The 14,927-nt window shown below is 63.0% G+C and carries 11 protein-coding genes; 3 read left to right on the top strand and 8 right to left on the bottom strand.

Translation table 11 applies throughout. From position 1 onward, the window contains the following. Positions 1 to 20 precede the first annotated feature (20 nt). The 4 genes from tadA to LOY34_RS05255 all read right to left on the bottom strand — a co-directional run bounded on the left by tadA (position 21) and on the right by LOY34_RS05255 (position 4,630). Entirely contained in the window at positions 21 to 503 is a 483-nt protein-coding gene (tadA, locus tag LOY34_RS05270) for a tRNA adenosine(34) deaminase TadA (protein ID WP_093386979.1), read from the bottom strand. After that, on the bottom strand, positions 503 to 1,879 hold the full coding sequence (locus LOY34_RS05265) for a multicopper oxidase family protein (protein ID WP_093386984.1): 1,377 nt from the start codon (positions 1,877 to 1,879) through the stop codon (positions 503 to 505). The genes tadA and LOY34_RS05265 overlap by 1 nt, the downstream gene beginning before the upstream one ends. A 130-nt stretch (positions 1,880 to 2,009) precedes the next feature. Beyond that, positions 2,010 to 3,113 (bottom strand): membrane-targeted effector domain-containing toxin, encoded by a 1,104-nt coding sequence (locus LOY34_RS05260; RefSeq protein ID WP_258664336.1) that lies wholly within the window; start codon positions 3,111 to 3,113, stop codon positions 2,010 to 2,012. 44 nt (positions 3,114 to 3,157) lie between these two features. Beyond that, entirely contained in the window at positions 3,158 to 4,630 is a 1,473-nt protein-coding gene (locus LOY34_RS05255) for a dermonecrotic toxin domain-containing protein (RefSeq protein ID WP_258664334.1), read from the bottom strand. A gap of 210 nt (positions 4,631 to 4,840) precedes the next feature. Between LOY34_RS05255 and LOY34_RS05250 the strand changes: the two genes are divergently transcribed. Further along, positions 4,841 to 7,771 carry a membrane-targeted effector domain-containing toxin gene (locus tag LOY34_RS05250; protein ID WP_195885767.1) on the top strand — a complete coding sequence of 977 codons (2,931 nt, stop codon included), beginning with the start codon at positions 4,841 to 4,843 and terminating at the stop codon, positions 7,769 to 7,771. Between the two features lie 65 nt (positions 7,772 to 7,836). Here LOY34_RS05250 and guaA read toward each other — a convergent pair whose 3' ends face one another. From guaA to LOY34_RS05230, 4 genes are all read right to left on the bottom strand, one after another. Next, a complete protein-coding gene (gene guaA / locus LOY34_RS05245) occupies positions 7,837 to 9,414 on the bottom strand; it encodes a glutamine-hydrolyzing GMP synthase (protein ID WP_045196475.1) in 1,578 nt (525 codons plus the stop codon). A gap of 126 nt (positions 9,415 to 9,540) precedes the next feature. Continuing rightward, positions 9,541 to 11,010 carry an IMP dehydrogenase gene (gene guaB, locus LOY34_RS05240; RefSeq protein WP_045196472.1) on the bottom strand — a complete coding sequence of 490 codons (1,470 nt, stop codon included), beginning with the start codon at positions 11,008 to 11,010 and terminating at the stop codon, positions 9,541 to 9,543. Between the two features lie 85 nt (positions 11,011 to 11,095). Continuing rightward, on the bottom strand, positions 11,096 to 11,653 hold the full coding sequence (locus LOY34_RS05235; protein ID WP_195885766.1) for a sugar ABC transporter ATPase: 558 nt from the start codon (positions 11,651 to 11,653) through the stop codon (positions 11,096 to 11,098). A gap of 18 nt (positions 11,654 to 11,671) precedes the next feature. After that, positions 11,672 to 12,442 carry a sulfite exporter TauE/SafE family protein gene (locus LOY34_RS05230; protein ID WP_195885955.1) on the bottom strand — a complete coding sequence of 257 codons (771 nt, stop codon included), beginning with the start codon at positions 12,440 to 12,442 and terminating at the stop codon, positions 11,672 to 11,674. A 114-nt stretch (positions 12,443 to 12,556) separates the two neighbouring features. Here LOY34_RS05230 and LOY34_RS05225 point away from each other — a divergent pair, with 114 nt between their 5' ends. Next, on the top strand, positions 12,557 to 13,441 hold the full coding sequence (locus LOY34_RS05225) for a LysR family transcriptional regulator (RefSeq protein WP_195885765.1): 885 nt from the start codon (positions 12,557 to 12,559) through the stop codon (positions 13,439 to 13,441). 105 nt (positions 13,442 to 13,546) lie between these two features. Beyond that, entirely contained in the window at positions 13,547 to 14,926 is a 1,380-nt protein-coding gene (xseA, locus tag LOY34_RS05220) for an exodeoxyribonuclease VII large subunit (RefSeq protein ID WP_195885764.1), read from the top strand. Position 14,927 lies beyond the last annotated feature (1 nt).

Raw genomic sequence — 14,927 nt, 5'->3', positions numbered from 1 at the left:
TTTCGCGGGGCAAGGCCACCTCAGGCCTTGGCCCGTCGCGCCTTGAAGAACTCGGACAGAATCGCTCCGCACTCCTCTGCCAGCACCCCACCCTCAAATAGCACCCGATGGTTGAGAAAGCCCTGGGTAAAGAACTGCCCCTGGCTCTGCACCACTCCGGCCTTGGGCTCCAGCGCACCGTACACCACCCGGTTGATCCGCGAATGCACGATCAGCCCGGCGCACATGCTGCACGGCTCCAGGGTCACGTACAGGGTGCTGCCGGGCAGCCGGTAGTTGCTCGCGGCCTGGGCGGCGGCGCGGATGGCGACCATCTCGGCATGGGCACTGGGGTCGCTGCCGCTGATCGGGCAGTTGAAGCCCCGGCCGATCACCTGGCCGTGCTGGACCAGCACCGCGCCCACCGGCACTTCGCCCATGGCCGCGCCTTGCGCCGCCAGCTCCAGCGCCAGGCGCATGAATTGCTGGTCGCGGCTGCGATCGATGATCTGCGGCTGACGCATCAGGCCACCTCGATCGCGGCCATCAGGCCGGTTTCCATATGATCGATCACGTGGCAGTGGAACATCCAGGTACCCGGGTTATCCGCCACCAGCGCCACCCGCGCGCGCTCGTTCTTGCCCAGCAGGTAAGTGTCGGTGAAATACGGCTCGATCTTGCGCTTGTTCGAGCTGATCACTTTGAAACTCATGCCGTGCAGGTGGATCGGGTGCTGGTACTGGGTCATGTTCTTCAGCTCGAGGATGTAGCTCTTGCCCTTTTGCAGCGTAGCAATCGGCCGGTCGGCGCAGGTCTTGTCGGTGATGTCCCAGGCCTTGCCGTTGATCTGCCAGAGGCTCGGCGGCTTGCCGTTGTCGGTATTTACCGAAACCGAGCCGACCCACTCGAAATTGAAGTTGAGCTTTTCGGCGTTGGCCAGGTCCGGCTCGGCGATCGGGTTGGCCGGCAGCGCCGGCGGCCAATCGCCCGGGGCTTCGCTGCTGGCCACCGAACGCAGGGTGCCCAGGCGCACCGGGCCATCGCGCAATGACAATTCTTCACCGGCTGGCGGCATCTTGATCGCCAGGCAGATACGCATGCCCGGGCCCAGCCAGTAGTCCTTGCCCAGCGGGCGCGGAACGATGGGGTTGCCGTCCAGGGCGTAGACCCGCGCCTCAAAGTTGCCTTTGAGGTTAATGCGATACGTCAGGGTGTTGTCGAGGTTGAGCAGACGCACCCGCACGATCTGCCCGGCAGGCATCTCGACCACGGCGTTGGCCTGGCCGTTGATGGTAATCAACCGGCCGGCGGTGCCGCCACGGGCAGCTTCACGGGGGATGCTGAAGGGCAGATAAGCGCCCTGCTCGTCGACGTGCCAGTTCTTCAGGCTCAGGGTGCGTTCGTGCTGGAAGCCGGTGGGCTCGCGCTCCTCGACGATCAGCGGCCCGACCAGGCCTTTGCCGAGCTCTTCGGAACTGTTCACATGCGGGTGATACCAGAAGCTGCCAGCATCCGGCACGCGGAACTTGTAATCGAAATACTCGCCCGGCAATACCGGCAACTGCGAGACGTAAGGCACGCCGTCCATTTCCAGCGGCAGGCGGATGCCGTGCCAGTGGATGGTGGTGGCCACTGGCAGGTGGTTGATGAAACGCACCCGCAGCCATTCGCCCTGGCGCACCCGCAACTCGGTGCCCGGCGCCGACGGGCCGAAGGCCCAGGCCTCGGTCTTGAAGCCGGAGACCAGCTCGACATCCAGCGGCGCGGCGATCAGCTCGTAGTCATGCCCGGCATCCGGATCGGTCCTTCCTAGCCAGTACCGCGATGCGCCACCGGCGCCAAGGCCAATCGCCACCAGGCCGCTCAGGCCACCGAGAATTTGTCGCCGGGTAAAGGACATGCAGCAGGTACCTCACATCGCAGGAACAACATGCCGGCACCTGGCGGCAAAGTGCCAAGGTACCGGCGATGAAGGGCGAATACGATACACCTGCAATTGAGAAATATTAAGTGAAGAGTTGCCGCAGGGCCTAGGTTCCCGGCCTTATAACCCCTGGCGGCGCAGTGATGGCGTCGCGAAAGGCAACGGGCTGATCCTGGGTCTGCAGTGCCAGGCGTAGATCGCCCTGGACGATACCGTCGGGCCTGCCCATGCTCGGCAGATAGTACTCTCCCGCATCCAGGGTAATGCCGCTGGCCTGCCCCGGCCCGGCATCGACCAGGCGCAAGCCCGGCACCCCTTGCAGCTCGGCCAGGCCTGGCACGCGTTTGTACAGGTTGCTATGGGTGTTACCGACCAGCGCGACCCATTTGCCGGCGTCAGCTTTGCCTTGGGTGGCGCCAATAACCCGGTTGGCATAGTAGTTCATGACTTTCTGGCGCAGCGGATTGCCCGGCTGCTCCAGGTCGAGGCCTTCCAGGTGATAACTGGCGACGCAGTCCAAGGCCTGCACCCTGATTCGGTTGGCCCGGGCTTTGCGCACCAGTTCCAGGAAGCTATAGCGGCCGGCGCTGTCGGTGCGATGGCCAAGATCCAGACGGTCCAGGTAGCGCCGCAATTGCGTAGTCATGCGCCCGCTGCGATGGAACAGGTCGAGATCCGCCTGGTGCAGGTCGGTCATCAGGTGCTCAAGATAGAGCGTGCGCACGCCCTTGGCATACAGCGGAGTGAGGTTTTCCAGCAGCCAGCGTTTGCTGGCGATCGAAGCGTGGGATTCGCCAATGACCACGCCGGCATGCTCGTCGAACAGCTCGATGAATGCCCGCTGCGGGCTGATAGAGGCCGCTGGCGGGTGAATCTTGAAGCTGGGCAGGGTCAGCCGGGTGAAAAACCGCTCGGCATCCGTGCGCAATTGCTGCCGGATCTGCTGCAGGCTGTCACGCACCTCCATCAGTGGCGACGCGGGGTCGTAGTAATCACCGCCGATCGCCCGCCGATTGTTTGCACTGATGAGCTCCCGCACAGCGGGCCGGGACGGTTCCGGGACTTCATAGCTGCCAGGCGCAGCGTCGAAGGGCGAGTAATCTACCGGCACCGCCGGCGCCTCGGGCGTCAGCCCCCCCAGGCACTGGCCACCTGCGCGCAGGCAGGCAGCCTCGAGCACGCCCCACTGCCCCTGCTCGTCCAGACGCACGGGCACTACCCCATTGAACGCAAAGGGATTGTCATCAGGAACAATCAGCCAGGTACGCAAGGCCTGGTCATATCGAACCCGATAGGGCACGCCCTCAAGCTCGATGTACTGGGCGCCATCAGCCAGGGTACTGACACCTCGTTTGATGCCGCTGAAAGCCTCGGGTACGTCAATGATCTGGTTGCTTTCAAGCTGGCCCAGCGCTTGCGCCGCGCCACGCCACGCCCCAGCGGTAGCAGGAATGGCAGGTTGAGCAAGACCTCGACACCGGCAAGAATCGCCCCAAGCACACCCGCCCGCCGCTCCACGGGATTGTCGCCATCGACCGCCTGCTCGACGTTCAAGGCAAGGCTGGCAGTGCCCGTTGCCACCGCCAGCAACGCCAACGGCCAACCCGCCGGCGCTACGGCGCCCAGCAGGCGCGAGGCCACGCCCAGGTAACCCACCCACAATTGCGCACGCAGTTCAGCATTGGTACGCAGGGCCGCATCGGTTTCAAGTTCCATGTGCTGCCGGGCGTTGTCGCGCATCCAGGTGAAGACCTCGCCGTTGATCGGCGCACGCTGTACCTGAGCGGCAAAAGCCTCGACCGAGCCTTGCGCCCAAGCGGCGAGTTGCTCACGCAACCTCTGCACCTGCTGCGCATCACTGACGAAATAAGCCAACAATTGCTCGCGGCTGACGGCCACCTGCAGCCAGCCAAACAGCCATTCGGCCAGCTCCTGCTGGCTACTGAAAGCCTGGAACGACGGCACCGCACCGGGCATATAGAGCACATGCTGCGCCCCCGGCCCCTGCAACCACACCAGCGCCGACGACGCCTGCCCGGCCAGGCTCAAGGTCGCAAGCTGAATGCCGGCAGCAGGTTGCTGTACTTGTTCAAAATGCTGCAGATGGGCAGCAACGCTGCTGTCAAAGCCGACAGCGTCGAACACCAGTTGCAACTGCTGCTCGTTCAGTTGCCCACCGAGGCCAGCCTGCAGTGCCTGCGCGAGGTAAGTGAGCTTGCTGAGCGCGCGCACATCAGCACCGTGCTCGACCCAGAACGCCGTTCGCTGGCGCTGGAACCTGGCGCCAAAGTCCATCTCCCACAAGGCGTTGAGGACCTTTTGCGGGTCCAGCCGCACTTCATTGCTTTCATCGAAGCGCCTCGCCTCTGCCCCCTCGGTGTAGAAACCGCCGTACAACAGCAGCAGGTCGGCATTGTCCTGGTCACTGACGCGAAAGCGGCGCATGACCAGTTCGGTCAAGGTCAAGGACTGATCAGGTGTTCCATAGTGCTCCCAGCCTGTAAAGCTGCGGCTGTTGCTGGCAGCGTGAGAGAAACGGTTCCAGTAGATCCTGTCCGGATCAGCGTGCAGGTTGGCTTGTGTGGCCAGCAGTTGCGCCGCTGCGTCGCCGGCGCGGGCATGCAGGTCCGGGAAGGCATTGACCACCGTTTCGGCAAGCTGGCGCAGCGACGCACGAACCGCCGCCAGTTGCAGGGTGGACTGATCATCAGGTTGCGAATGTTCCATGACATGAGTTCCGTTGCACAAGAAACCCTCAGCCTGGGTCGTGCGTCGATGCCAGCGGTACTACATAAGTATTCCCGGCGGCCATCCGCTAGACAGGGAAACGCCTCAGTGTAACGTCAGAAAAATCCATTTCGTTGTAACAACAAATACCTATGGCAGCAGGTATGACGCAGGCTTTCTAAATGGGCATTCATCTGCAAGGAGATGCACATGCCCTATCAATTAAATGTCCATTCCGATTCGCTGGCCTCCAGCCAAGGCCAGAAGCAAGCGCTCGACACCATCGCCTCGACCCTGGTGACTCAATGCCCCGACATGTGGGAAATGGCCCGTGAAGTTGCCCGCAACTTGCTGCTCAAGCACACCGGACAGACTCCAGAGCCAGACACCATTTACTGGCACCGCTTCGCTGGTGCGGTGAGCAGTACTCGAAGCTTCACCGGCTGGGAGCATTACGGCCCACCGCTTGAATCGATGACCTTGCCACAGTTGGTCATGCGCCGTTTCAACAGCCACGACCAGGACAACAGCGATCTGCTGCAACAGAACGGTGGCTTTTACCGAGCCGGGCCACACAGCCCGGTTTTCAACGAAACCAATGAAATTCGCATGCTGGGCCAGGATGTACTCAATGAGTTCTGGCAGATCGATTTCAGCACGCTGTTCAACCACCGGCTCGATGCCTTCTGGCAAGCCCATGCCGATGATTTTCGCCTGATGGCCAAGGTCAACTTCCTCGCCAAGGCGTATGAGGACTATCAAAGCGGCGTGCTGTACCCGCAGCACTGCCAGGCGATCTTCAAGGCAGTGGCAGGCGACTTGCGTGCCCCGATCACCCGCAAGCAACTGGCAGATCAGGTGCAGGCGGCGCAGGGCTGGAGTGTTCGGACCTTCGACATAGGCGGCTACCTGGCCAGCGACATCGTGCGCATTGTCTCCCCTGAAGGTCATCAGTTTGTCTATATGCCCGGAGAAACAACCGCCCTGCACAGCTTCGAAACCAACAACGACCTGCACATCTGGGTGCTGCAACAGGCCTGTACCGACCTGGCCAGCCGGGCGCGCTTCGAATCGCACTTCCCGTTGTCGGTCCACCCGCCACGGGGCTCGGGCGTCGGCCTGAACAGCCTTATCGAGCTACTGGTAACCAGTTACGGCCATGCTGACCATTCGTTGATCAATCAACTCGACCGGCCAATCGCCGGAGATCTGTTCAGCTACCTGCGCGACCAGGCCCGCGAACGCATGTATGCCGACGCTGATACGGCACTGCGCTCGAACAGCGAACTGCGCAAACAGATGTGGATCGGGTATCTCAATGCCTTTACCAACACCTTTGGTGTCATCGGTGCGATGTGCTGGCCAGTAGCATTGGCGGTGGTCGGCGCGGACCTGGCCAGCCTGGGACTGAACATCGACCAGGCGGTGAACGGCGACACCACCGCAGAACGCAAGGCCGGTGTCACTGGCGCCATCGTCAGCGCCGTCAGTGCCGCCTTCGACGCCACCCTAGTATTTGGCGCCGGCGCAGCCGCCGAAGTCGCTGAAGTAGTTGATCCACTTGAAGCCGAACGCAGCGCCAGCGGCATACGCACACCTCGACCGCCCTTCGCCAGTGAAGCCCGTCCCCTGCCAGAGATAATCGATCTGCCCCTGGAGCGGCCGATTGCCAACGTGATTGTCGATGGGCAACGCCCACAACTGGAAGGCAACCTGCGCGGCACCTATCTGCTCGATGGCCAGACCTACATCACCCTCAACGGGGATCCTTATGCGGTTCGCTACGTTGGCGAAATGAAAACCTGGGTGATCATCGATGAACAGAACCCGTACGCGTTCTACCGCAGCCAGCCCGTGAGGCTCAACGCCAATGGCCAGTGGGAACTGCTGCCCAAGCCCGGCCTGCAAGGGGGGGGCAAGTTCTGGAGCAAACATCCCTGGGGCTCGAGCACCGTAGCGCCAACCCCCGTCGTACTGCCCCCGTCGCCTTACGAAGTACCCGTCGAATTGCGCGCAAAACTGCAAAGCGCCGCCAACATGCCGGGCGATAAGTTGCTCGAAGGCTACGTCGTAATGAATGATCCCGAGCTCAACGCAGCGGGCAGATCTTTCATCCGGATACGCGAGCAGTTGGCAGAGGAAAGCCGCACGTACCTTCGTACGGTGCAGGTGCCGCCCCGGGTAGAGATCCCATCGCTACCGGCAAGCAGTACGCCCAAGTCAATTATCCAGGAGGTTTTTCAGCGCGCCGAGGGGCTGGTGATTGGCGAGCGTCACAGCTCGATTGCGAGCAAGAAGTTCCTGATCGAGAACATGGAGCTACTTGCCAAGCAAAAAGTCCGCACGCTGTACATGGAGCATTTACTGACCGACTTCCATCAGGCCGACCTGGATACTTTCATGCGCACAGGGAAAATGCCCAAGGGTTTGAGCAAATACCTGGAAAGCCTTGATAGCGGATTCGGAACCGACCCGTCAGGCCAGTTCACTTTCCTCAACCTGGTCAAGGCCGCCCAGCGCAACCACTTGCGCATCCAGGCAATCGACTGCATGGCCAGCTACCGTCAGACGGGCCTGGTGGACCTGGAGGGAACCCTGCGCGTCGAAATGATGAATCGCTATGCCACTTCAATCATCAGTGCTGTAGAACAGCAAAGCCCGGGGCGCTGGATTGCGCTGGTAGGAGAGTCCCACGCCAACACCTTCGAGCAGGTGCCAGGGCTCAGCGAGTTGAACCAGGCAATAGGCCTGCGGGTAGCCGATGCCGAGGCAGGGACCACCGTCGGCCTGTTTGTCGATGAAGGCAGGTTTGGCGAGCTTTCCAAAAGCGAGCCACCACGCTTCGTCAAGAACGACCTGGTCTTGCGAATGGTAACTACGGGCTCCTGGCCTGCTGATGTAGTGGCTACCCACGAAACTCGCCTGCCGCGGACCGGTATGTTCCTGATCGAACGCCAGGGCGAGCAAACCCTGCTGTTCCATCGCAGCAACGACCGTTCGATCGTACGCACCGTTATTCGCGTTACCGAGGACCATGTCTCAATCGACCGACCCTCCTGGCCGCGCGTCCACAAGCGGCGCTTCAACGACCTGCGCGAACTGGCCACGGCGCTCAAGCTCATGGGGCTGACCGAGGCCTGAAAAAACAAACGCCCCGACAAGTCGGGGCGTTTGCTTCAAGCGCTACAGCGGTTCACGCAGCGGGATCATTCCCACTCGATGGTCGCTGGCGGCTTGCTCGACACGTCGTAGGTGACGCGGGAGATGCCTTCGATCTCGTTGATGATCCGGCCGCTGACGGTTTCCAGCAGCTCGTAAGGCAGGTGCGCCCAACGCGCAGTCATGAAGTCGATGGTCTCGACCGCACGCAAGGCCACGACCCAGGCGTAACGGCGGCCGTCACCAACCACACCGACCGATTTCACCGGCTGGAACACCACGAAGGCCTGGCTGACCTTGTGGTACCAGTCGGCCTTGCGCAGTTCTTCAATGAAGATGTGGTCGGCGCGACGCAGCAGGTCGGCGTATTCCTTCTTCACTTCACCGAGGATGCGCACGCCCAGGCCCGGGCCCGGGAACGGGTGACGGTAGACCATGTCGTACGGCAGGCCCAGCTCCAGGCCAAGGCGACGAACCTCGTCCTTGAACAGCTCGCGCAGCGGCTCGACCAGCTTGAGGTTCATCTCTTCCGGCAGGCCACCGACGTTGTGGTGCGACTTGATCACGTGGGCCTTGCCGCTCTTGGCGCCAGCCGACTCGATCACGTCCGGGTAGATGGTGCCCTGGGCCAGGTACTTGATGTTGTGCAGCTTGCTCGACTCGGCATCGAACACGTCGATGAAGGTGCGGCCGATGATCTTGCGCTTCTTCTCGGGGTCGGCTTCGCCGGCCAGGTTGCCGAGGAACTGCTCTTCGGCGTTGGCGCGGATTACCTTGACGCCCATGTTCTCGGCGAACATGGCCATCACTTGCTCGCCTTCGTGCAGGCGCAGCAGGCCGTTGTCGACGAATACGCAGGTCAGCTGGTCGCCGATGGCCTTGTGCAGCAGCGCTGCAACCACCGAGGAGTCAACGCCGCCGGACAGGCCGAGCAGGACGTTGTCGCTGCCGACCTGGGCGCGGATCTGGGCAATGGCGTCTTCAGCAATGTGCGACGGGGTCCACAGCGCTTCGCAACCGCAGATGTCGAGGATGAAGCGCGAGAGAATGCGACCGCCCTGCTTGGTATGGGTCACTTCCGGGTGGAACTGCACGCCGTAGTAGCCACGGGTGTCGTCGGCCATGCCGGCGATCGGGCAGCTCGGGGTGCTGGCCAGGATGTGGAATTCTTCCGGGATGCGGGTGACCTTGTCACCGTGGCTCATCCACACATCCAGACCGAACACGCCATCGGCGTCAACGTGGTCTTCGATGCCGTCGAGCAGGCGGCTCTTGCCGACTACGTCGACGCGGGCATAACCGAACTCACGCAGCTCGGAACCTTCAACCTTGCCGCCCAGCTGTTCGGCCATGGTCTGCATGCCGTAGCAGATACCGAATACCGGTACGCCCAGGTCCCAGACCGCCTGTGGCGCGCGTGGGCTGTTGGCTTCGTGCACGGACTCGGGGCCGCCGGCGAGGATGATGCCGCGCGGGGCGAATTCGCGAATCGCTTCATCGTCCATGTCGAACGGGTGCAGTTCGCAGTACACGCCGATTTCGCGCACGCGGCGAGCGATCAGCTGGGTGTACTGGGAACCGAAGTCGAGGATCAGGATGCGGTGAGCGTGAATGTCGAGGGCCATGACTCAATCTCTGATGCAGCTGCAAGCTTCACGCTGCAAGCCGCAAGTTGTTCGGGAATTACGCGGTAGCCGCTGCAGAGCAACTACCGCTTGGAGCTAGAAGCTTGTCACTTGCCGCTGGAGGCGTTAGCCGACCCGATAGTTTGGCGCTTCTTTGGTGATCTGTACGTCATGCACGTGGGACTCGGCCATGCCGGCACCGGTGATGCGCACGAATTCGGGCTTGGTGCGCATTTCTTCGATGTTGGCGCTGCCGGTGTAACCCATCGAGGAACGCAGGCCGCCCATCAGCTGGTGGATGATCGCGGTCAGGGTGCCCTTGTAGGGCACACGGCCTTCGATACCTTCCGGAACCAGCTTCTCGGCACCGGCCGAAGAGTCCTGGAAGTAACGGTCGGAAGAACCCTGGGCCTGGGACATGGCGCCCAGCGAGCCCATGCCGCGGTAAGCCTTGTAGGAACGGCCCTGGAACAGCTCGATCTCGCCCGGGGCCTCTTCGGTACCGGCGAACATCGAACCCATCATCACTGCCGAGGCACCGGCTACGATGGCCTTGGACAGGTCACCGGAGAAGCGGATACCGCCATCGGCGATCAGCGGGATGCCGGTGCCTTCGAGGGCCGCGGCAACATTGGCGATGGCGCTGATCTGCGGCACGCCGACACCGGCGACGATACGCGTGGTGCAGATCGAGCCCGGGCCGATACCGACCTTGACGGCGTCAGCGCCGGCTTCGGCCAGGGCCTTGGCAGCAGCGCCGGTGGCGATGTTGCCGCCGATGACCTGAACCTGCGGGAAGTTCTCTTTTACCCAGCGAACGCGATCGATCACGCCTTTGGAGTGACCGTGAGCGGTGTCGACCACCACCACGTCAACGCCGGCGGCAACCAGTGCCGACACGCGATCACCGGTGTCTTTGCCGGTACCGACCGCGGCACCGACGCGCAGGCGACCTTGGTCGTCCTTGCTGGCCAGCGGGTAGGCCTTGGCTTTTTCGATGTCGTTGACGGTCATCATGCCCTTGAGGGCAAATTTGTCGTCGACGATCAGTACGCGCTCGATGCGGTGCTTGTGCAGCAACTCGCGGGCTTCGTTCTTGTCGGCGCCTTCCTTGACCGTGACCAGGCGCTCTTTAGGCGTCATCACTTCACGGACGGTGGCGTCCAGGCGGTTTTCGAAGCGCACGTCGCGGGAGGTGACGATGCCGACCAGGTCGCCATTGTGCAGCACCGGAACGCCGGAGATGTTGTTCAGCCGGGTCAGTTCGAACAGGTCACGGACCGTGGCGTCAGCCTCGATGGTGATCGGGTCCTTGACCACGCCAGCCTCGAACTTCTTGACCTTGCGCACTTCGGCAGCCTGCTGCTCGATGGTCATGTTCTTGTGGATGATGCCGATGCCGCCTTCCTGGGCCATGGCAATGGCCAGGCGGGCTTCGGTCACGGTATCCATGGCGGCGGAAACCAACGGAATATTCAGCTCGATGCCACGGGTCAAACGGGTCTTGAGACTGACTTCATTGGGTAGCACCTCTGAATAACCAGGCACTAGGAGAATGTCGTCGAAGGTCAGGGCTTCTTGGCTGATACGCAGCATCGCGGGGGCTCCCGGGCGGGAAAAATGGAAGCGCGCCATTATACTCATCCAGTGCCCTTCGCTCAATGCAAAGATGGGCCTTCGGTCAGTTACCTTCGCGGCTTACCTGCACCACGGCCACCGGCTGGTCCAGCCAATCGGCGAAGTTATCCAGAAAACCCTGCCTGAACCCCGCCGCAGTCCAGTTATTGAAGATGAAACCGAGGTTGGAAAACGCACAGGGTTGCAGGAACAGAAAGCCGTTGATGTCGTCTTCATGGCCGCACAGCGGGCAAACGAAGTTTTCCGTGCGCCCGGGCATCCAGTCTTCCAGGCTCTCGAACAGCGCCACGCCGACTTCCTTGCGGCACTCGGCGCAGCCGGCTTCTTCGAGAAAGCCATCGGTGGGGGTATAGATGCAGCGCTTGGTAATGACCTCGAGGCCGTTGACCGGTTGCCCGAACGGCAGCAGTTCGGGCCGCTCGACCACCTTGCGCGCGCCCTCGGCGATGGCATAGGCCATGCGGTTGCCGGTGCTGCCACAGGTGCTCAGTTGCTCCTCGATGACTTTCTCGCGCACCAGCCAGCGCAGGATCGCCCGGGCGCGGGCCTCATGGACGGGGACGGTGGAAATCTTCGGGACAATAATGCTCTGGTTTGTCATCACAGCGGCCAAACAGGTTCAAAGATGCCAGTTTACCTCACTCAGGTAGCGGCCGATCAGGGCAATGCCGCTGGCCAGCACCAGCCAGGTGACCAGGCGCACGAAGGTCTCACGCGACATATTCAGGGTCAGGCGCCGGCCCAGGTACACACCGCCCAGCATCATCGGCGCCAGGCACAGGGCCAGTAGCAACAGCGGCAGGTCGGCATATACGCCAGCGATCAGGAACAGGCTCAGGCGTACCACGGTGCTGCAACTGATCAGCGCGCTCTGGGTGGCCCGCGCCTGCTCCTTGGAGGGCAACCGGGCGTTGAGGTAGAGCGCATAGAGAAAGCCGCCGCTGCCGAACAAGGCACCGAACAGGCCGCCCGCCGTACCCATCGGCACCGACCAGGCCGCCGACAGCTGCGCCGGCCTGACCTTCACCGCCAGGCTGTAGAGGGCATAAGCGCTGATAAACAGCCCCATCAATAACAGCAACACGTCGGACTTGAGGTTGAGCAGAAACACCACGCCAAAGGTGCAGCCCAGCGCCATGCATGGCAGCAGGCGCATCAGCTCCGGGCGCGCCACGGCTTTGCGCGCTGGCAGCCAGTTGCCGAAGGCGGCGACGAAATCCAGCAGCACCAGCAACGGAATGATCCGCGACAGCGGCATGAAGTTGATCAGCACCGGGCCGGCCACCAGCGCGGTACCGAAGCCGGCGATGCCGAAGACGACATAGGCGGCGCCAATACCCAGCAGGATCGGCAACCAGTCGAGCGGGGTAAACGGTAATTGGGCAAACAGGGTGGAAAGCATGACGGTCTTCACCAGTGGAGGTGTGGAAACTTTAGCCAGCCACTAGCCATGCCGACTAATATGCAATTACCTAGTCAGTCATCTTGAAACGGCATAGCTGCAATGATCTCCACCCGCCAGTTGCGTTATTTCGTCGAAATTGCCGAGAGCGGCAGCTTCAGTGCTGCGGCCGAGCGGCTGTTCATCGCCCAGTCGGCGCTGAGCCGGCAAGTGAAGGAGCTGGAGTCGCAACTCGAGACCCTGCTGTTCGAGCGCACCGCCCGCCAGCCGCGCCTCACCGCTGCGGGCCAGGCCTTTTTGCCGCGGGCGCGGACCTTGCTGGTGGACCTGGAAAAGGCCCAGCGCCTGGCCCGTGAGGTCGGCCAGGGCGTGCGCGGCAGCCTGCGCCTGAGTCACTCGAGCACCGTGCCGCTGAGCGGGCAGTTGCTGGCGCGGCTCAGTGGCTATCTGCATGACAACCCGGGGGTGTCCATGGAAATCGCCCAGCAATCCTCCGAGGCGCAGCTTGAGGAACTGGCCGAAGGTCGCCTGGAAGTGGGCCTGCTGCGCCTGCCGGTGCTGCGTCAGCACGAAGACGTATGTGTGCAGGCGCTGTTCGAGGAACCCTTGCTACTGGCAGTGGCTCAGGATCATCGGCTGGCCGGGGAAAGCAGCGTGCACCTGGCGCAGTTGCATGAAGAAGCCTTTATCTCCATCCCTCACCGTCAGCGTGGCGGCTTGAGCTACCTGTCTGCTCAGCTGTGTTCGCGTGAAGGCTTCTTCCCCCGGGCTGCGCGGGTGGTGTCGCGCAAAACCACACAACTGCAGCTGATCCAGGCCGGGTTCGGGGTGGCGTTGCTACCGCGCTGCATGCAGGACCTTGCGCCGGCGACGGTGAAGTTCGTGACACTGGCCGATGAAGACTGCAACAGCACCGTGGCGCTGGCGTATCGGCGCGATGCCGGAGCGCTGGTGCAAGGATTCTTGAACTGCATGCAGGACCGGTAGGAGCGGGCTTGCCCCGCGATCAGGTACGGTCAGCCAGATCGCATCGCGGGGCAAGCCCGCTCCTACATGCCGACACCTGTGCAACATTCCTTTATGATGCAGCCCATGATCAAAGACCCCTTCGAAAGACTCGGCCTGGACCGCGAAGTCCTGACCGTCAGCCAACTCAACGGCCGCGCCCGGGTGCTGCTGGAAGACGTGTTCCGCAATGTCTGGGTCGAAGGCGAGATCTCCAACCTCGCCCGCCCGGCCTCCGGTCATGTCTACTTCACCCTCAAGGACAGCGGTGCCCAGGTGCGCTGCGCATTGTTCCGCCAGAACGCCGCGCGGGTGCGCCAGGCCCTGCGCGATGGTCTGGCGGTCAAGGTGCGCGGCAAGGTCTCGCTGTTCGAGGGCCGTGGCGACTATCAACTGATCCTCGATACTGTCGAGCCGGCCGGTGACGGCGCCCTGCGCCTGGCCTTCGAAGCGCTGAAGGAAAAGCTCGGCGCCGAAGGCCTGTTCAGTGCCGAAAACAAACGCGCCCTGCCCGCTCACCCGCAGCGCATTGGCATCGTCAGCTCGCCCACCGGCGCGGTGATCCGCGACATCATCAGCGTGTTCCGCCGCCGTGCGCCGCAGGTCGAGCTGACCCTGATCCCCACTGCCGTGCAAGGCCGCGAAGCCATCAACCAGATTGTCCGCGCCCTGCAACTGGCCGACAGTCGCGGCTTCGACGCGCTGATCCTGGCCCGCGGTGGCGGCTCGCTGGAAGACCTCTGGTGCTTCAACGAAGAAGCCGTGGCCCGCGCCATCGCCGCCTGCCAGACGCCGATCGTCAGCGCCGTCGGCCATGAAACCGACGTCTCGATCAGTGACTTCGTCGCTGACGTGCGCGCCCCGACGCCGTCTGCCGCCGCCGAACTGCTGGCCCCGGACAGCAGCGACCTGCAACGGCGCATCGACAGCCTCAAGCGCCGCCTGCTGCTACGCATCCAGAGCCGTCTGATGCACGATCGCCTGCGCCTGGACAGCCTGACCCGGCGCCTGCGCCACCCGGGCGAGCGCCTGCGCCAGCAGGCCCAGCGCCTCGACGACCTGGACATGCGCCTGCGCCGCGCCTTCGAGCAGCGCCTGAACCAGCGACGCGAGCGCCTCGCACGCCTGGACACGCGCCTGGCCGCGCAACACCCCGGACGCACTCTGGCGCTGCTCAAGCAGCGCCTGGACAGCCTCGCCGAACGCCTGCCGCGAGCCATGCGCGAAACCCTCAAGGACCGCCGCCAGCGCCTGCAGGCGCAGGTCCAGACCCTGCACGTGGTCAGCCCGCTGGCGACCCTCGGCCGTGGCTACAGCATCTTGCTCGACGAGCGCGGCCAGGCCATCCACAACGCCGCCCAGACCCACAACGGCCAGCGCCTGACCGCCCGCCTGGGCGAGGGCGAGTTGCTGGTGCGGGTCGAAGACAACCACCTGACCCCGGTCACGCTCTCTTTACTGGACTGAA

This window comes from Pseudomonas sp. B21-009, from assembly GCF_024749345.1.
Classification (GTDB): domain Bacteria; phylum Pseudomonadota; class Gammaproteobacteria; order Pseudomonadales; family Pseudomonadaceae; genus Aquipseudomonas.
This window is presented reverse-complemented; position numbering and strand designations above follow the sequence as displayed.

Excerpts from the sequence above, each read along its gene's own strand:
- tadA (WP_093386979.1), bottom strand. The coding sequence starts at position 503 with ATGCGTCAGCCGCAGATCATCGATCGCAGCCGCGACCAGCAATTCATG.
- LOY34_RS05265 (WP_093386984.1), bottom strand. The coding sequence starts at position 1,879 with ATGTCCTTTACCCGGCGACAAATTCTCGGTGGCCTGAGCGGCCTGGTG.
- LOY34_RS05255 (WP_258664334.1), bottom strand. The coding sequence starts at position 4,630 with ATGGAACATTCGCAACCTGATGATCAGTCCACCCTGCAACTGGCGGCG.
- LOY34_RS05250 (WP_195885767.1), top strand. The coding sequence starts at position 4,841 with ATGCCCTATCAATTAAATGTCCATTCCGATTCGCTGGCCTCCAGCCAA.
- guaA (WP_045196475.1), bottom strand. The coding sequence starts at position 9,414 with ATGGCCCTCGACATTCACGCTCACCGCATCCTGATCCTCGACTTCGGT.
- guaB (WP_045196472.1), bottom strand. The coding sequence starts at position 11,010 with ATGCTGCGTATCAGCCAAGAAGCCCTGACCTTCGACGACATTCTCCTA.
- LOY34_RS05235 (WP_195885766.1), bottom strand. The coding sequence starts at position 11,653 with ATGACAAACCAGAGCATTATTGTCCCGAAGATTTCCACCGTCCCCGTC.
- LOY34_RS05225 (WP_195885765.1), top strand. The coding sequence starts at position 12,557 with ATGATCTCCACCCGCCAGTTGCGTTATTTCGTCGAAATTGCCGAGAGC.
- xseA (WP_195885764.1), top strand. The coding sequence starts at position 13,547 with ATGATCAAAGACCCCTTCGAAAGACTCGGCCTGGACCGCGAAGTCCTG.